Source organism: Paracoccus homiensis (genome assembly GCF_900111675.1).
Lineage (GTDB): Bacteria > Pseudomonadota > Alphaproteobacteria > Rhodobacterales > Rhodobacteraceae > Paracoccus > Paracoccus homiensis.
Genome location: NZ_FOHO01000001.1, coordinates 394718 through 412788, shown reverse-complemented (window position 1 = coordinate 412788; position 18071 = coordinate 394718). Strand labels below are relative to the sequence as shown.

Here is an 18071-nt window from a genome sequence, read left to right as displayed (position 1 = left end):
CCCATGCGCCGGATCGAACGCGGCTTCGTGATCTTGAATGGCGCCGTCGTCATCGCCGGTCTGGCGGTGATGGCGGTCGTCATCGGCTGGAACGTGGCGGGGCGCTATCTGGGCGGCCATGCCCTGCCCTGGGCCGACGAGGTGGCGCGTTACACGATGATCTGGCTGACCTTTCTGGGCAGCGGTCTGGCCCTGCGCGAAGGCGCGCATGTCGCCATCACCAACGCGCAAGAGGCGCTGCCAGGCCCCGCGCAGCGCCTGCTGCGATGGGCGATCCTGCTGACCCTGTTCGGTTTTTTCGCCTTTATGGTTTGGGTCGGGATCGATTACATGAATCGGATGGCGATCCAGAAATCGGCGGCGCTGCGATTGCCGATGAAATGGGTCTATGCGGCCATGCCCGCGGGTTTCGCGCTGATGATCCTGCATCTGGCCCTGATCGCGCCGCGTTACCTGCGGGCGGGGTTCGCCGCCACCGACGAGGCCGCGCGTGGTTGAGATCCTGATCATATCCTTTCTGGTCCTGCTGTTCCTTGGCGTGCCGGTGGCGTTTTCGCTGGCGCTGTCGGCCTTTGCGGCGGTGTCGCTGGCGGGGAACTATCCGCTGGTCGTGGTCGTCAAGGAAATGTTCACCGGGCTGGACAGTTTTCCGCTGCTGGCGGTGCCGTTCTTCATTCTGGCCTCGGAAATCATGTCGGCGGGGGCGATTTCGGCGATGCTGCTGCGTTTTGCGGCGCAGTTCGTGGGCCATCTGCGCGGCGGGCTTGGCTATGCAAATGTCCTGACATCGACCCTGTTTGCGGGCATTTCCGGTTCGGCGCTGGCCGATGCGGCGGGGCCGGGGGCGATGATGGTGCGGATGATGGACAAGGCAGGCTATGACCGCGCCTATGCCGGGGCTCTGACCATCGCGACCTCGGTCGTGGGGCCGATCATCCCGCCCTCGATCACGATGATCATCTATGCGCTTCAGGATCGCAATGTCTCGGTCGGGTCGCTGTTCATGGCGGGGATCCTGCCGGGGCTGCTGATTTCCGGCGCGATGGCTGCGGTGAACTGGTGGATCAGCCGCAAGCGTGGCTATCGCAGCAATGATCCGCGTCCGCCCGCTCGGGTCATGCTGCGCAACACGATGGCGGCGCTGCCGGCGCTGTTGCTGGTGGTGCTGATCGTCGGCGGCATCCGGGGCGGCGTCTTCACCCCGACCGAGGCGTCGGTGATCGCCGTTGCCTATGCCATCCTGGTCAGCGCGGTCGTCTATCGCGGTTTCGGCCTGCGCGACCTGTGGGGGGCGTTCTGGCGCGCAGGGATCATGTCCGTCGCCGTGCTGATGATCCTGGCGGCGGCGCGGGCCTTTGCCTGGGTGCTGATCATCGAGGGCGTGCCGCAGGCCATGGCCGATGCGGTGATCGCGATGAACCTGTCGCCCGTCGCCTTTCTGCTGATGGTCAACCTGTTGCTTCTGGGTTTCGGCATGTTCATGGACCCGCTGCCGGGTGTGATGATCCTTGTGCCGATCCTTGCGCCCATTGCCCATTCGCTGGGGATCGCGGCGGATCATTTCGCCATCGTGGTGATCGTGAACCTGACCTTCGGGCTGATGACGCCGCCGGTCGGCGGGCTGATCTTCGTCGTCGCCAGCGCGACCCATCAGCGGCCCTCGGCGCTGATCCGCGAATTGCCGCCCTTCTTTCTGGCGGCAATTCTGGTTCTGCTGACGCTGACCTTCGTGCCCGGCCTGTCCACCTGGTTGCCCGCAATCAGCGGATTTGGCAGGGGTTAGATGGGGAAAACTACCGACAGGCGCGGAAATCGTTGCGTCCTTGCCCATCCCGAAGCATCCTTCATCTGTCCGCGACAATGACAAAAGGGATGGGAGTATGAGCAAGCGAGACGACCTGATCGGCAAATATGCCGGGGATATCCGCGACAAGCTGGGCGCCGAGCCCGACATGGACCTGCTGCGCAAGGTGACCATCGGCTGCGGCCCGTCGATCTACAACGCCGATGCCGAAACCGTCGCGTCCAGCGATCAGGCGGAACTGGACCGTATCCGCAAGAACTATCTGATGAAGAAGCTGGGCCTGTCCGACGGCCCCGAGCTGATGGACGCGATCAACGCCGTCATCGACAAATATGGCCGTTCGAACCGCAGCAAGTACCGCCCCGTGGTCTATTACCTGCTGTGCCAGCATTTCAACAAGCAGTCGGTTTACGGCTGATCGATCAGGCGCTTGATCGCGGCCACATGATCCGGCGCGGCGGACAGACAGTCCTGCGCCAGGGTGCCGGCGGTGGCGATCAGGGCGTCGGGTTCCACGATCTGATCGATCAGGCCCCAGTTCAGGGCCTGATCCGCGCTGGCCTTGCAGCCAGCCATCAGGATCATCTTGGCGCGCGCCGGCCCTGTCAGCGCGCACAGCCGCGCCGGATCGCTGGGTTGCGGCAGAAAGCCCAGCTTCATCACCGGATAGAAGAACCGCGCCTGCGGCACCGCGATCCGCAGATCGCAGGCCAGCGCCATGCCGAAGGCCCCGCCCGCCAGTGTTCCGTTCAGGGCTGCGATGGTCAGACAGGGCAGGGCGGCGATGCGCCCCGACACCTGTTCCCACAAGGGCGAGGTCGCCAGCCCCGCCCTTGCTTCGTCCAGGTCGGCACCGGCGGAAAACACTTTTCCCTCTGCGGTCAGGATCAGCGCGCGGCAATCCGACCGGGCCACCTCGTCCAGTGCCTCGCAGATCCGGGTCAGCATCGCCGCGGTCAAGGAATTGGCCTTTTCCGCGCGATGGATCGAGATTTGGGCAAGGCCCTGCTGCTGAGACAGTTGGATCACGGATTGTTCCCTTTTCCTTGGGTTGCGCCTGTGTCAGAACCTTCCTGAATTCGGCTTTTCGAAAGGTATTGTGATGCAGCGCTTTCTGACAAGTTCGGCGGTGGCCTTGATCGCAGGCGCGGTGCCCGCGCTGGCAGAGGTGACGCCCGGGCAGGTCTGGACCAATCTGGCAAGCTACTATTCGGATATGGGCTATGACATTGCCATCGGCTCGCGCGACGAGGCCGGGCAGAACCTGACCCTGAACGACGTCACCATCACCACCGAGGCCGATTACGGCAAGACCGTCATCACCGTGCCGAAGATCAACCTGACCCAGACCGGCGACGCAAGGGTGCGGACCGAATTCGACGGCGACATCCTGTTGACCAGCGAAGCAACCGGCGAGGATGCCGAGGATCTGCCCGCCTTCGACATCGTCATCAGCATGCCCGGCAACGAGATGGTCTCATCGGGCGAGCCCGAGGACATGCTGCACGAGGTCACCTATCCGACGCTGAAGATGGCGCTTGACCTTGGCGATGAGATCGTCACCGATGCCGAGGCGCCGTTCCTGATCACGGTCAATGACGTGACCGGCACCTATCGCGCGGTCGAGGATGCAGGCCGTCTGCTGACCTATGATTTCAAGGCTGCCGGTCTGGATCTGGCCGTGTCGATGAACGAACCCGAGGGCGAGGACGGTCAGCCGGGTGAAGGGAAGATCACCGCCAATGCCAAGGTCGATGGCCTGTCCTCGACCGGCAGCATGACCATACCCGAAGGCGATTTCAACATGGCCGAACGTCCCGATCAGGCGTTGGAGGCCGGGATGAAGGCCGATGGCACATTCGCCATGGGGGGCATCGACGGCACCGCCAATTATTCGGGCACCAATGCCGAAGGCGCGGCTGAATCCGGCGATGTGACCTATACCGCCGGCAAGTCGGATCTGGTCTTTTCGATGTCGGGCGACGGGCTGACCTATGAGGTCGGTGCCGAAGGCTCGCAGATGGAGATTGCCAGCTCGGACCTGCCATTCCCGGTGGGCTATGCGATCGAAAGCGCCAAGGGTGCGCTGACCTTCCCGATCAGCGCCGCCGACGCGCCGCAGCCCTTCACGCTCAGCTATGCGCTGGAAGGGCTGACGCTGGCGGATGCCATCTGGAACCTGTTCGATCCGCAGGAACAGCTGCCGCGCGACCCGGCCAATCTGATGCTTGACCTGTCGGGCACCGCGCTGGTCCGTCAAAGCCTGTTCGATCCCAGCTTTGGCCAGCAGATGCAGGACTATGCCGAGCAGATGGAGACTGCCGAACCGGGCACCGAAATCGCGCCGCCGCCCTCGCCCTTCCAGCCCAAGGCCCTGACCATCAACAAGTTGTCGCTGCAGGCCGTCGGCGTCGATGCCCAGGTGACCGGCGATCTGACCCTGCCCGAAACCGAGGGGCAGATGCCCTTCGGCACGGTCGAGGGCAGCTTTACCGGCGTGAATGGCCTGCTGGACAAGCTGGTTTCGATGGGGCTGCTGCCGCAGGAACAGGTGATGGGCGCACGCATGATGATCGCTATGTTCGCCCGTCCGGCCGAGGATAACCCCGAACAGCTGAACACCACGCTGGAACTGCGCGAGGACGGGTCGATCTTCGCCAATGGTCAGCAGGTGAAGTGAGAACAGGCCGGGACGGCGCCGCTGTCGTCCCGGCCCCATGTGACGAGGCACCGATGACCCAGGACGACATGCAGACCGACCTGAAACGATTGGCCGAGGCGCTGATCCACAAGGCGCAACGGGCAGGTGCCGATCAGGCGGACGCGCTGGCGATGCGCGGCCAGTCGGTCAGCATCGATGTTCGTGGCGGGGCGCTGGAACAGGCCGAACGCGCCGAAGGTGTGGAAATCGGCCTGCGTGTGCTGATCGGCGGGCGTCAGGCCTGTGTGTCATCCTCGGATCACAGCGACGATGCGATTGCCCGAATGGCCGAACGTGCCGTCGCCATGGCGAAAGAGGCGCCGGTCGACGACTATCTTGGGCTTGCCGACCCCGATCAGTTGACCGCGCGGCGCGATGCCGCCGGGCTGGACCTGTGCGATCATATCAGCGAGCCGTCGCCCGCGGAATTGCAGGATATGGCGCTGCGGGCCGAGGCTGCGGCCCTGCAGGCCAAGGGCATTTCGCAGGTCGAGGCCGCGTCCGCCGCCTTCAGCCGCCGGGGTCTGTGGCTTGCGGCCACGAACGGGTTTTCGGGCGGTTACGGACGCAGCACGCATGCGATCTCGGCCGTGGCGATCACCGGCGAGGGGCTGGGGATGGAGCGTGACTACGCCGCCGAATCCCGGGTCTTTGCCGCCGATCTGCCGCCCGCCGAGGATATCGGCGCATTGGCCGCCGAACGCACCCTTGCCCGCGCCGGATCGCGCAAGCCGCCGACGGGGGCGTTTCCGATCTTGTATGACCGCCGCGTGGCCTCCAGCCTGATCGCGCATCTTCTGGGCGCGGTGAACGGGGGCGCTGTCGCGCGCGGCGCAAGCTGGCTGCGCAAGGCGATGGATGAACAGGTGCTGCCCGTGGGCATGGACCTGACCGAAGACCCGCTGCGCCCGCGCTATCCGTCATCGCGCCCCTTCGACGCCGAAGGTCTGGCCACCCGTCAGCGCGGCATCATACGCGATGGCGTGCTGCGCGAATGGACGCTGGATCTGGCGACCGGGCGCAAGCTGGGGCTGGACAGCACCGGGTCGGCCGCGCGGGGGCTGACTTCGGCGCCCAGCCCGACCAACAGCAATATCCGCCTGACGCCGGGCACGGCCACGCAGGCCGAACTGATCGCCGGAATGGGGCGCGGTCTGGTCGTGACCTCGATGCTGGGTGCCTCGATCAACGGGACGACGGGCGATTATTCGCGCGGTGCGGCGGGTTTCTGGGTCGAGAACGGCCAGATCGCCTATCCGGTGAATGAATGCACCATCGCGGGCAACCTGCGCGAGATGCTTATGACGCTGACCGCCGCCAATGATGCGCTGCCCTGGCGCGCGCATGAAGTGCCCAGCCTTCTGGTGCAGGGGATGACGGTTGCGGGGGCCTGAGGCCGATCTGGACCTGCTGACCGGTGCGGCCATCCGCGCCGGTCAGATCGCCCTGCAATATTGGGGCAAGGCGCCGCGCAACTGGGAAAAGGATGCCGGCGCCGGCCCCGTGACCGAGGCCGATCTGGCCGTGAACGAGGAATTGCAGGCGATCCTGACCGCCGCGCGCCCCGATTACGGCTGGCTGTCCGAGGAAAGCGAGGCGGACAGTTCGCGACTGGATGCGCGGCATTGCTTTATCATCGACCCGATCGACGGCACCCGCGCCTTCATCGCGGAACAGCAGGGTTTTTCCCATTCGCTGGCCGTGGCCGATGGCGACCGGATCGTTGCTGCGGTGGTGCATCTTCCGGTTCTGGGCCTGACCTATGCCGCGCATGCCGATGGCGTCGCCACCCTGAACGGGCAGCCGATCTCGCCACGCGATGCCGATATCGCCGATGCGCGCGTGCTGACCTACCGCGCCGCGACCGAGGGGTCGGCCTGGCGCGGCGGCGTTCAGCCGCCCTTCCGCCGCGAATTTCGTCCGTCACTTGCCTGGCGACTGTGCCTTGCCGCCGAAGGGCGTTTCGATGCCGCGCTGTCCCTGCGGGCGGCATGGGAATGGGACATCGCCGCAGGCAGCCTGATCGCGGAACGCGCGGGCGCGGTGGTGACGGATCGGCTGGGCCACCGGATGCGGTTCAACAACCCCAAGGCGATGGTCGATGGGTTGATCGTCGCAGGGCGAAATTTGCACGCGCAAATTCGCGCAGCCTTGGCCGAATAAACCCATTTCTGTCAGTGTGTTGCGGCAATTCACGCCGCATGATCGCGCCAATTCACAGCCAGATCACAGCGCCCTTGCATAACTGCCCCATCGGCTGCGGTTGATCGGAACTGATGTCAGCTCCTCGCCGTCAGAAACTGGTTAAGGGGTCACATCATGTCTGGTCAGCACAAGTCGAATACACATCATATCATCGCCGCCCTTCAACTGCTGGGCGATGGACCGGCGGGCGCAAGGAATGAGCCGGTCCAGAACGCCTTGCGGCGTCTGCATTTGGCGGCGATTGAGGGACGGTCCGAACCCGCGGCTCCTCTCCGTGGCGTGGACCGTCCCATCCGGGATCGGATCGACAGGCTGCAGCGTGAAAACCGCCTGCTGATCGATCAGGTGGAACGCCTTGCCTGTGCGGTCGGGGCCTGCCCCAACTGCTGGGGCACGATCCCGGATTGCGAAGATTGCGGCGGTATCGGGAAACCGGGGGCCTACAACCCGGACCACGAATGTTTCACCCGTTTTGTTTTTCCAGTGATCGCGCGGCTGATGGCCGGGCGCGTGGACGAAACCGTCGTATCCGACAGCCTGATCGGCCTGTCGGACCCCAACCACCCGTTTGACACGCCTGTGTAACCAGTTCCTCCCTGTTTGGTCCCGTGTGCTGCGGGTGGCTTGGCGGATGATCGCAAGATCATCCGCCAGCCCTTTTTCAGGGGTGGGCTTGACTATCGGGCGGCTGGCGCGGATTTTGCGCGCCATATTCGCCAGCCTCTTGCCAGCCATCGACACCGGACCGCGCCATGCGCGGCAGATACCGTCAAGGATGGGCAAGGATGGGCGAATTTCCCCCGGATTCGGAAGAACAGTCACGGCTGGACTGGTGGCCGCTGACGCTGGCACAGCTTGATTTCTGGGAGGAATATCTAGCGCATCCCGGCGTTGCCGTTTCGACGGTGGCGCATTCGACCCGGTTTCAGGGCGATCTGGATCAGGCCGCACTGGTCTGTGCGATCCGGCAGGTCGCCGCAGAGACCGATGTGATGTCGCTGCGATTCCGCCAGACGCCCGACGGGCCGATGCAGGCCGTCGATCCCGGACAACGGCCGGTTCTGCAGCAGGTCGATCTGCGCGATCATCCGGACCCCGAGGCCGAGGCGACGCGCCGGATGCAGGCCGATATCCAATCCCCGCTGGACCTGACCCGCGACCTTTTGGCCGCGCTGTGGCTGTTGCGGTTGCCGGATGCGTGGATCTGGTATTGCCGTGGGCACCACATCTTTCTGGACGGCTATGCGATGGCGCTGATCGAACGGCGGGTCGCGGCGCTTTATGCCGAGATGACAGGCGGTCCCGCTACCCACGCGCCTTTTGCACCCTTCACCGATTATCTGCGCGAAGAGGACGCCTATCGCACCGGGCCGTTGCATGAAAAGGCGCGGGCCTTCTGGGCGGAACGTCTTGCCGCCGCGCCGCCACTGCGGGTGCTGGACAAGGGCTCGGAGGATTATCCGGCCAGCCCCCTGACCGCCGAGATCGACCTGTCCGATCTGGTTCAGCCCCTGCGCGCCTGCGCCACCGCGTTGCAACTGGGCGAAGCCGACCTGCTGACTCTGCTGTCCGCGATCTGGCTGTGGCATCATCCGGGCACGCAGGATCAGCCCGCATGTCGGGATCAGGTGATCTGGCTGCCCTACATGAGCCGTTTCGGCAGTGTCAGCGTGTCGATCCCGGCGATGGTGGTGAATATCTTTCCCTTCACGCTGCGCTATGACCCGGCGCGGGATCTGGCACAGAATCTGCGCGATCTGTCTGGGGATCTGCGGCGTCACCGTCGTCATGGCCGGTATCGCATCGAACAGATGGGCCAGGATCAGGGCCTGTCGAAACGCCAGCGCTATCTGTTTTCGCCGCTGATCAATGTCATGCCGTTCGAAACCGCCAGCTATCCGAAGCTGCGCTGCGAACGCGACGTGCTGGCCGCCGGACCCGCGGACGGGTTCAACATGACCTTTGCCCATTCCGCGCGTGATGCTGTGCTGATGCTGTATCTGGAGGCCGACCCGACCCTGACGCCGCCCGACCTGTTTCACCGACATGTCGGTGGACTGACGGCCTATCTGCAAGATTGTCTGACAAAGGAATGCGCATCGCCCTTGCCGTGGGGAAAGGCAGGGCGATGCACGGGTAGGTAACAGGCGAGAAAGCGAGACCGATAAAAAAATGCCACGACCTGAGTCCGGGCCATAATGCCTGGGTCAATAGCAACCCGGTTCAGGCCGTGGCGTAGGGAACAACAATTACTTTGCTGCCAAATTTCCTTCCAAATGTCAGCGTCTTGCGCTGAAACCATGTATGCCACATGACAGGGTTCGTGTTAATTCGTAGTGATACTTAGGTAGATCCACGGATTTTGGGATGCGACTGCTGCGGCTATCGCGCTGACCGGAACAACCCGTCCGGAGGCGGAAAAGATGAAGAAATCCCTTGGTGCGCTGTTGGCGCTGTGTCTTGCGGGAACGCAGTTTCTGGCGATCCTGCTGGTGGTCTTTTCCAGCTATCTGTCGTCGGAACGCGCCCTGCTGCAACATGCCCGCGACCTTTTGCGCGATGTCGGCACCAACACGATCGAACATTCCAAGGGTTTCCTCAGCCCCGCCGAGGGTGCCGCGCAGCTTGCCGCGCGGCTTGCCCAAAGCCGGGTGGTCGCCAGCGACAATACCGTGCTGCTGGAACAACTGCTGTTTCAGCAGTTGCAGATCTCGCCCCAGTTTTCGGGCATCTATTTCGGCGGCGCCGATGGCAGCTTTCTGTATGTGATGCGCAGCCCCGAGGGGGCCGGCCCGTTCCGCACCAAGATCATCCGCACCGGCGACGAACGCTCGGTCCGCTATATCTGGCGCGACGACGACTACAAGATCGTGGATGAGCTGTATGATCCCGACGACATGTTCGACCCGCGCACGCGACCCTGGTTCATACGGGCCCAGGAAACGCGGGGCACGATCTGGACCGATCCCTATATCTTCTTCTCGTCCCAGCAGCCGGGGATCACGCTGGCCTCGCCGGTGATCGGTGCCGATAGTGAGGTGCAGGGCGTTGTCGGCGTCGATATCGAGATCAGCATGATCTCGAATTTTCTGGCGCAGCTTCGGGTGGGGCAGCATGGCGGCGCGCTGATCCTGAACCGAAACGGCGATGTCATCGCCCATCCCGATCCCGAACTGATCAAGACCGAGGATACCGACGGCACGCTGCGTTTTTCCAATATCAGCGAATTGGAGGATCCGATCGCCCGCGCCGCCTTTGCGCCACTGATGCGGCAGGGGCGGGTGCTGGTCTGGCAGGAACGCCCGCAGCAATTCATCCTGAACGGCGAAAGCTATGTCGCAACGGTGCTGCCCACCATCAGCGACCGCCTGCCCTGGACCATCGGCGTCTATGCGCCCGAAAAGGATTTCACCCAGGCGCTGAAGGAAAACCGGGTGCTGAACATCTGGATCGCGGCGGTCGTGGCCGCAATCACCGGGCTGGTTGGGCTGGCCCTGGCCAGCATCATCAACAAGCCGGTCAAGGCGTTCGCCATCCGCTCGGCCCTGATCAATCAGGGCGAGATCGACCCCGCCGAACCGATGCCGCGCACCTACCGAGAGCTTGAGGCCGCGAATTCGGCGCTGGTCCAGCAGATCGTGGCGCGGCGCGCGACCGAACAGGAATATGAACAGGCCTTCGCGCAATCGCCCTGGGGCATGGCCCAGATCCAGCCGCAGACGGGCGCATTGGAACGGACGAATGCCCATTTCAGCAAGATCACCGGCTATTCCGAGGCGGAATTGCGCACCATCCGCTTTGTCGATCTGATCGCCGAAGGGGAGACCATCAGCGAGGGTTTTCTTGCCGGGGATTACGACATCGCCCATGAACTGCGCTGCCGTCGCAAGGATGGCAGCCTGATCTGGATCAGCGCCCGCGCCTTCAAGGTCCGCGACCGCGACGGCAATATTGCGCATGGGGTGGTCATGATCGAAGATATTTCCGACAGTAAGGTGATGGAACAAGAGATCCTGAAACTGAACCGGGATATGTCGCATCTGGCCCGTGGCAACACGATGGGCCAGATGGCCGCAGGATTGGCCCATGAACTGAACCAGCCGCTGACCGCGATTTCTGCCAATGCCGAAACCGCGCTTCTGGTGCTGGAAGATCAGAAGCAGGTCGATCCCGAACTGTACGAGATTCTTCAGGAAATGAACCAGCAATCGCATCGCGCGGGCGAAATCATCCGCGCGTTGCGGGGGTTCATCCGCAAGGACGAAGGGGCCAAGTCCGCCTTCTCGCTGCGGGATCTGGTCGAACAGACGTCAAAACTGCTGTTGGCCGAACTGTCCGAGGCGAATGTGGTCCTGCATTCACAGATCCCCGCAGGCCTGCCCCCGGTCGAGGCGAATCGCGTGCAGATCGCCCAAGTGATCGTCAACCTGGTCCGCAACGCGATCGAGGCGATGTCCGTCACCGACCCCTCGGGCCGCCAGATCGTGATCGATGCCAAGGTGTCGCAGCAGATGATGCTTGTCTCGGTTCAGGATACCGGTCCGGGCATTCCCGCGGGTCGAGAGCTGTTTTCGCAATTCGAAACCACCAAGGCAGACGGCATGGGGCTGGGCCTGTCCCTGTGCCACACCATCGTCGAAGGCAATGGCGGCGAGATCTGGTTGGATCGGAACGGCGCGGCGGGCGCCTGTTTCCGCTTTTCGCTGCCTCTGGCCCCGACCCGCACGACCCCGCAGCACAAGGAGGATCCCGCATGACCGGCATCGAGCAGACCGTTTTCATCGTCGATGACGACGCGGCAATCCGCGTTTCGCTGTCGCGGGCGTTGACCCGGCGCGGCTACCGGGTCGAATGCCATGAATCGGCGGCATCGTTTCTGGCGACCTATACCGGCATGCGGCAGGGGTGCCTTGTGCTGGATTATGGCATGCCCGGAATGAACGGGCTGGAATTGCAGGACCGGCTGCGTCACAGCGGGCACACGCTGCCGATCATCTTCGTGACCGGTCATGGCGGGGTGCCGGAATCGGTTCGGGCGATCAAGGCCGGGGCCATCGACTTTCTGCAAAAACCGTTCAGCCAGTCGCAACTGGTCGAGCGGATCGACCAGGCCCTGGCCATTTCGCGCGAGCAGGCCGAACAGCAAAGCGCCTCGCAGCAATGGCAGGCCCGTTTCGATCGGCTGACCCCGCGCGAACGCGAGATCGCGGAATTCATCCTGTCGAACCCGTCGCTGGTCTCGAACAAGCAGATCGCCGCGGATCTGGGCATCAGCCCGCGGACAGTGGAACATCACCGCGCCCGCATCTTTGAAAAGCTTGAGGTCAGCTCGGTCGCCGAGCTTATCGGCCTGTCCCGCGAAGGCGAGACGCCGACGGCCTGACGCCCGCCGCCGCGCAAGATCGTTGATTAATATCGCCCCTGACCTATCATCAACGGTCATCAGGGATCGGGTATCAGGCGAAAGCACAGGCGATGGCGATAGAGTTTTCGGTTTCGGGCGATTTCATTGCCAACAACGCGAATGTCGGCACAAACAGCAGCGGCGGCAATGATGGGGCGGGCACGCTGACGATCAGCAACGGTCAGCGCCTGTTCGACACGGACGACCTGATCGTCATCACTGCCGAGAACGAGACCGCTGATGGTCAGTTAAATGGCAGCAGCGTCATCACGGGAATTGTCGTCTATGACAGCGCAGCCGATTATGCGGCGGGTATCCCGAAATACACCTACGGACCCCAGAATCCGGGACAGACCGCCAATATTCAGGGCGATATCAGCGGTCTTGGCGATGTCTATGTGCGGTTCAACGGTTCGGTTCTGGTCTCATCCGATCCCGGCGCACCGAATTTGCAGAACCTTCTTGTGGCGCCCGAACATCCCATCGCCACGGGCGGCAGCTTCAGCCTCGATCGCGATACGAATGTCGATTATGATGGCGATGGTGTGATCGCCGCGGGCCCGCCCGAGGAAGGCGATTCCGCTTTCAACGCCGTGGCCTATCCGATCTGCTTTGCCGGCGACGCGATGATCGACACGCCTGTGGGGGCAGTGCGGGCCGATGGGCTGCGCGTCGGGGATCTGGTCAACACCAGGGATCGCGGGCCGCAGCCGGTTCGCTGGATCGATATGCGCAGCTATTCCGCAGCCGAGCTTGCAGCCAATCCAAACGCGCGCCCGATCCGCATCACTGCCGGGGCGCTGGGGCGAAATATCCCCGAACATGACCTGCTGTTGTCGCCGCAGCATCGCGTGCTTGCCCGTTCCGCCATTGCGCAACAGATGTTCGGAACGGATGAGGTTCTGGTCGCGGTCAAGCAATTGATCGCCGTCGATGGCATCGCCATCGCCGGGGACGTTCGGACCGTGACCTATGTTCACTTCATGTTCGACCGGCACGAGATCGTTCGTGCGAATGGTGCCGATGCGGAATCGCTGTTCGCGGGGGCGCAGGCGCTGGCCGCCGTGGGCAAGGCGGCCAAGGCCGAACTGTTCGCGATATTTCCGGGCCTGCGCGACGCCGCACAGGACAGCGCGGATTTCGCCCGCGTGGTCGCGCAGGGACGGAAGGCGCGCGAATTTGCAGGTCTGCACGCGACCGATGGGGTGCCACTGATCGACCGCATCTGATCGGGCGCGGGGCGCAGCGGACTGCGCCCCGTCATTCTGATTACTCCGCGGCCTCGGCATAGCTGTCCAGCGGCGGGCAGGTGCAGATCAGGTTGCGGTCGCCATAGGCGTTGTCCACGCGCCCGACGGGCGGCCAGTACTTGTCCACGCGGAAAGATCCGGCAGGGAAGCAGCCCTGTTCGCGCGAATAGGGGCGGTCCCAGTCCTTGACCAGATCCTCGACCGTGTGGGGGGCATGGCGCAGGGGGCTGTGCTCGACCGCGATGCGCTCCTCGGCCACGTCGGTGATCTCGTCCCGGATCGACAGCATGGCGGAGACGAAGCGGTCGATCTCGGCCTTGGTTTCGGATTCCGTGGGTTCGACCATCAGCGTGCCGGCGACCGGCCAGGACATGGTCGGCGCGTGGAAGCCGTTGTCGATCAGGCGCTTGGCGATGTCATCGACCGTCACGCCGTGGTCGGCGAAGGGGCGGGTGTCGATGATGCATTCATGCGCCACGCGGCCGCGATTGCCCATGAACAGGATCGGATAGGCCCCGGCCAGCCGCGACGCGATATAGTTCGCGTTCAGGATCGCCACGCGGGTCGCCTGGGTCAGCCCCTCGCCGCCCATCATCAGGCAATAGGCCCAGCTGATCAGCAGGATCGAGGCGCTGCCATAGGGGGCCGCGCTGACCGCGCCGTCGCCCGTGCGCGGATCGCCGGGCAGGAAGGGCGCCAGGTGCGATTTCACGCCGATCGGGCCCATGCCAGGGCCGCCGCCGCCATGCGGGATCGCAAAGGTCTTGTGCAGGTTCAGGTGGCTGACATCGCCGCCGATCTCGCCGGGTTTCACCAACCCGACCAGCGCGTTCATGTTGGCCCCGTCGATATAGACCTGCCCGCCATGTTCATGCGTGATGTCGCAGACCTCGCGCACCGTATCCTCGAAGACGCCGTGGGTGCTGGGATAGGTGATCATGACGGCGGCCAGCCTGTCGCCCGCCTTCGCCGCCTTGTCGGCGAAATCCTGAACGTCGATATCGCCGTTCGGGGCCGATTTCACGACCACGACCTTCATCCCGCACATCTGCGCGGATGCGGGGTTCGTGCCATGCGCCGACATCGGGATCAGGCAGATGTCGCGCTGATCGTCGCCATTGGCGCGGTGATAGGCCTGGATCGTCAGCAGCCCCGCATATTCGCCCTGCGCGCCGCTGTTGGGCTGCATGGAAAACGCGTCATAGCCGGTGATGCGGCACAGCTTCTGGGTCAGGTCGGTGATCGCCTCTTGGTAACCGGCGGCCTGATCGGCGGGGGCAAAGGGATGCAGCGCGCCGAATTCGGGCCAGGTGATGGGCATCATCTCGGCCGCGGCGTTCAGCTTCATGGTGCAGCTGCCAAGCGGGATCATCGCACGGTCCAGCGCCAGGTCGCGATCCGACAGGCGGCGCATATAGCGCATCATCTCGGATTCGGCGCGGTTCATGTGGAAGACCGGATGGGTCAGGTAGTCGCTGTCGCGCAGCAGCGCCTCGGGGATGGCGGGGCGGTCGGCGCGGGCGGCCTGCTCCTCGATCCCGAAGGCGTCCAGCAGGCGGGCGATGACGCCGGCATCGGTGGTCTCGTCGACGCTGATGCCCACGCGGTCGCGGCCCACGCGTCGCAGGTTGATGCCGCGATGGCGGGCGGCGGCCATGATGCCCTGCTGGCCGACGCCAACCTTGACGGTCACGGTGTCGAAGAAGGCATCGGGCGCGACCTCGGCCCCGGCGGCGCGCAGCGCATCGGCGATGGCGACCGCGTTCAGATGGACGCGCTGCGCGATGGCCCGCAGGCCCACGGGGCCGTGGAACACCGCGTAGAAGCTGGCCATGACCGCCAGCAGCGCCTGCGCCGTGCAGACGTTGGACGTGGCCTTTTCACGGCGGATATGCTGCTCACGGGTCTGCAGCGACAGGCGATAGGCCTGGTTGCCCGCCGCATCGACGCTGACGCCCACGATGCGGCCGGGCATGGCGCGCTTCAGCTCGTCCCGGCAGGACATGAAGGCCGCGTGCGGGCCGCCATAGCCCATCGGCACGCCAAACCGCTGCGCGCTGCCGACCGCGATATCGGCGCCCATCGCGCCCGGTTCCTTCAGCAGGCACAGCGCCAGCAGATCGGTCGCCACGATGGCCAGCGCCTTGGCGTCGTGCAGCGCCTCGATTTCGGGGGTCAGGTCGCGGATATGACCGTAGGTGCCCGGATACTGGAAGATCGCGCCGAAGACCTGATCGGCCTGCAGATCGTCGATCGAGCCCGTGACGATGCGGATGCCCAGGGGGGCGGCGCGCGTCTCGATCACGGAAATGGTCTGGGGATGCAGGTCATGGGCCACGAAGAAGGCATCGGCCTTGGATTTCGACTGACGCCGCGCCATGGCCATCGCCTCGGCCGCCGCCGTCGCCTCGTCCAGCAGGCTCGCATTGGCGACGGGCAGGCCGGTCAGATCCGCCACCATCGTCTGGAAGTTCAGCAGCGCCTCAAGGCGCCCCTGCGCGATCTCGGGCTGATAGGGGGTATAGGCCGTGTACCAAGCCGGGTTTTCCAGGATGTTGCGCTGGATCGCGGGCGGCGTGACGGTGCCGTAGTAACCCTGCCCGATCAGGCTGGTCATGACGCGGTTCTTCTTCGCCACCTGTTCCATCCGGGCCAGCAGCGCGGCTTCGGACAGCGCGGGCCAGTCAAGGCTGTCGGCCTGCCGGATCGCCTTCGGAACGGTCTGGTCGATCAGCGCGTCAAGGCTGTCGGCCCCAACCGCGGCCAGCATCTGCTCCATCTCGGCGGGCGAGGGGCCGATATGGCGGCGATTGGCGAAATCGTCGGGGTTGTAGTCGGTCGGAGTCCACAAAGTCATGCCGCTATCCATAAGGGGACAAGCCGCCCCTTCTTCTTTGTCCAAATACCCGGACCGGGGCCGGGACGGCCCCGGAAACCGCCTCAGCCGATCAGCTCGCCATAGGCGGCTTCGTCCATGAAGCTGTCCAGCACATCCAGCGAGGCCGGCTTGATCCGAAAGAACCAGGCCGCCATCGGGTCGTCATTCACATTGCCCGGGTTGTCGGCCAGATCGCTGTTCACGGCGGTGATGACGCCGGCCACGGGGGCGGTGATGTCCGAGGCCGCCTTGACCGACTCGATCACGACAACCTCTTCCTCGGCCTCGACCTCGCGGCCCTCTTCGGGCAGTTCGATGAAGACGACATCGCCCAGCTGTTCGCTGGCATGTTTGGTGATGCCCACGACGATCTCATCGCCCTCGGCGCGCAGCCATTCGTGATCGACGGTATATTTCAGCATGGGGAAGCTCCTCAGCGTTTGTAGCTTGGGGTGATGAAGGGCAGGGCGGTGACGGTGACGGGCATCCGCTTGCCGCGCAATTCGGCAAAGACCGTGGCGCCATCGGCCAGGTCGACCGGAATGCGGGCCATGGCGATCGGACCGCCGACCGAGGGACCGAAGCTGCCGGAACTGACGTCGCCGATCGGCGCACCACCTTCGGCTTCGGCAAAGATCTGCACGCCCTCGCGGATTGGGGCGCGGCCCTCGGGGCGCAGCCCGCGACGGGTGTGGCTGACGCCATCTGCCAGCTCGGCCAGCACCGTCGCGGCACCGGGAAAGCCGCCCTCGCGTGCGCCATCGGCGCGGCGGGCCTTTGAAATCGCCCAGCCAAGCCCGGCGGCGGCCGGCGTCACATCACCGGTCATGTCATGGCCATAAAGCGGCATCCCTGCTTCCAGCCGCAGGCTGTCGCGGGCGCCCAGGCCGATCGGGGCGACCTCATCATGATCCAGCAATGCCTGGGCGAATGCGGCCAGACAATCATTCGGAACGGAAATCTCGAACCCATCCTCGCCGGTATAACCCGACCGCGACAGCCACAGATCGACACCGTTCCAGTCAAGGCTGCGACTGTCCATGAAACGCATCTCGGCGGCGGCGGGCAGCAGGCGGGCCAGCACCTCGGCGGCCTTGGGGCCTTGCAACGCGATCAGCCCGCGATCGGTCACCGGCGTGACCTTGACCCCTGACAGGCCTTGCAGAATGGCGATGTCCTGTTCGGCACAGGCGGCGTTGACGACCAGCAGATAGTGATCGCCGCGATTGGCAAACATCAGATCGTCCAGAATGCCGCCGCGCTCATTGGTGAACAGGCCGTAACGCTGACGCCCCTCGGGCAGGCCCAGCACGGCGGCCGCGATCACGGTTTCCAGCGCGGCACCCGCGCTGTCCAAGTCACCGTCCAGCGGATGAACAAGCACCTGCCCCATATGGCTGACATCGAACAGACCGGCCTTGTCGCGGGTATGCAGATGTTCGGCCATGACGCCCATCGGATATTGGACGGGCATTTCCCAGCCCGCAAACGGGACCATGCGCGCCCCTTGGGCGACATGCAGGTCATACAGACCGGTCCGGCGCAGTTCCTCGGCCATGTGGCCTCCTCTGTGTGTCGCCGGACAGACCGGCACCGTGATTGCGGATAGCTCCGCGCTCCGATGCCCCCTCTGTCCCTGTCCTTGCGGACGCCTGAGATCGTTATCCCTTCGGCGGGCCTTTCGGCCTCTCTCCAGAGTCTTGATGGAAGACGGTCCTTTTGCCTGAGAGTTCGCCGGGGCGGCTGCTCCTTCGGCACCGGCGTTTCACCGGCTTCTCCCGAATTCCTTGTTCACAGCTATCCGCGCGGCGCGGATGGCGCAAGCCTTT

At 64.4% G+C, this 18071-nt stretch carries 15 protein-coding genes and 2 riboswitches; of the genes, 11 read left to right on the top strand and 4 right to left on the bottom strand.

The window, feature by feature from the left end:
- Positions 1-3: 3 nt before the first annotated feature.
- From BMX67_RS02025 to BMX67_RS02015, 3 genes are all read left to right on the top strand, one after another.
- Positions 4-498, top strand: a complete 495-nt coding sequence (locus BMX67_RS02025; protein WP_090732094.1) for a TRAP transporter small permease — start codon at positions 4-6, stop codon at positions 496-498.
- Positions 491-1783 (top strand): TRAP transporter large permease, encoded by a 1293-nt coding sequence (locus BMX67_RS02020; RefSeq protein WP_090732093.1) that lies wholly within the window; start codon positions 491-493, stop codon positions 1781-1783. Before BMX67_RS02025 ends, BMX67_RS02020 begins: the two co-directional genes overlap by 8 nt.
- Positions 1784-1880: 97 nt before the next feature.
- Positions 1881-2222, top strand: coding sequence for a DUF2853 family protein (locus tag BMX67_RS02015; protein ID WP_090732091.1), 342 nt, complete (start codon positions 1881-1883; stop codon positions 2220-2222).
- Here BMX67_RS02015 and BMX67_RS02010 read toward each other — a convergent pair.
- Entirely contained in the window at positions 2213-2833 is a 621-nt protein-coding gene (locus BMX67_RS02010) for an enoyl-CoA hydratase/isomerase family protein (RefSeq protein ID WP_090732089.1), read from the bottom strand. The genes BMX67_RS02015 and BMX67_RS02010 overlap by 10 nt on opposite strands.
- A gap of 73 nt (positions 2834-2906) precedes the next feature.
- On the opposite strand from BMX67_RS02010, the gene BMX67_RS02005 reads away from it, so the two are divergent.
- From BMX67_RS02005 to BMX67_RS01970, 8 genes are all read left to right on the top strand, one after another.
- Complete coding sequence (locus BMX67_RS02005) at positions 2907-4484, top strand: DUF2125 domain-containing protein (RefSeq protein ID WP_090732087.1); 1578 nt, start codon at positions 2907-2909, stop codon at positions 4482-4484.
- 68 nt (positions 4485-4552) lie between these two features.
- Positions 4553-5899: a TldD/PmbA family protein gene (locus BMX67_RS02000; RefSeq protein ID WP_090732214.1), complete on the top strand. Its 1347-nt coding sequence runs from the start codon at positions 4553-4555 to the stop codon at positions 5897-5899.
- A complete protein-coding gene (locus BMX67_RS01995; RefSeq protein WP_090732085.1) occupies positions 5886-6668 on the top strand; it encodes an inositol monophosphatase family protein in 783 nt (260 codons plus the stop codon). Before BMX67_RS02000 ends, BMX67_RS01995 begins: the two co-directional genes overlap by 14 nt.
- Before the next feature lie 156 nt (positions 6669-6824).
- Positions 6825-7295: a hypothetical protein gene (locus BMX67_RS01990; protein ID WP_090732083.1), complete on the top strand. Its 471-nt coding sequence runs from the start codon at positions 6825-6827 to the stop codon at positions 7293-7295.
- A 200-nt stretch (positions 7296-7495) separates the two neighbouring features.
- Positions 7496-8854 (top strand): condensation domain-containing protein, encoded by a 1359-nt coding sequence (locus BMX67_RS01985; RefSeq protein ID WP_175479778.1) that lies wholly within the window; start codon positions 7496-7498, stop codon positions 8852-8854.
- Positions 8855-9133: 279 nt separating this feature from the next.
- Positions 9134-11467 (top strand): sensor histidine kinase, encoded by a 2334-nt coding sequence (locus BMX67_RS01980; protein WP_090732080.1) that lies wholly within the window; start codon positions 9134-9136, stop codon positions 11465-11467.
- The gene (locus tag BMX67_RS01975; RefSeq protein ID WP_090732078.1) at positions 11464-12093 is read left to right on the top strand and encodes a response regulator transcription factor; all 630 of its coding nucleotides are present in this window, start codon (positions 11464-11466) and stop codon (positions 12091-12093) included. Before BMX67_RS01980 ends, BMX67_RS01975 begins: the two co-directional genes overlap by 4 nt.
- Positions 12094-12185: 92 nt before the next feature.
- A complete protein-coding gene (locus BMX67_RS01970) occupies positions 12186-13343 on the top strand; it encodes a Hint domain-containing protein (protein ID WP_090732075.1) in 1158 nt (385 codons plus the stop codon).
- Between the two features lie 40 nt (positions 13344-13383).
- Here BMX67_RS01970 and gcvP read toward each other — a convergent pair whose 3' ends face one another.
- From gcvP to gcvT, 3 genes are all read right to left on the bottom strand, one after another.
- Positions 13384-16221, bottom strand: a complete 2838-nt coding sequence (gene gcvP / locus BMX67_RS01965) for an aminomethyl-transferring glycine dehydrogenase (RefSeq protein WP_090732212.1) — start codon at positions 16219-16221, stop codon at positions 13384-13386.
- Positions 16222-16304: 83 nt separating this feature from the next.
- Entirely contained in the window at positions 16305-16661 is a 357-nt protein-coding gene (gcvH, locus tag BMX67_RS01960) for a glycine cleavage system protein GcvH (RefSeq protein WP_175479787.1), read from the bottom strand.
- Positions 16662-16675: 14 nt separating this feature from the next.
- The gene (gcvT, locus tag BMX67_RS01955) at positions 16676-17800 is read right to left on the bottom strand and encodes a glycine cleavage system aminomethyltransferase GcvT (RefSeq protein ID WP_090732072.1); all 1125 of its coding nucleotides are present in this window, start codon (positions 17798-17800) and stop codon (positions 16676-16678) included.
- Positions 17801-17876: 76 nt separating this feature from the next.
- Positions 17877-17940, bottom strand: a riboswitch (glycine riboswitch).
- Positions 17941-17943: 3 nt separating this feature from the next.
- Positions 17944-18033, bottom strand: a riboswitch (glycine riboswitch).
- Between the last annotated feature and the right edge of the window lie 38 nt (positions 18034-18071).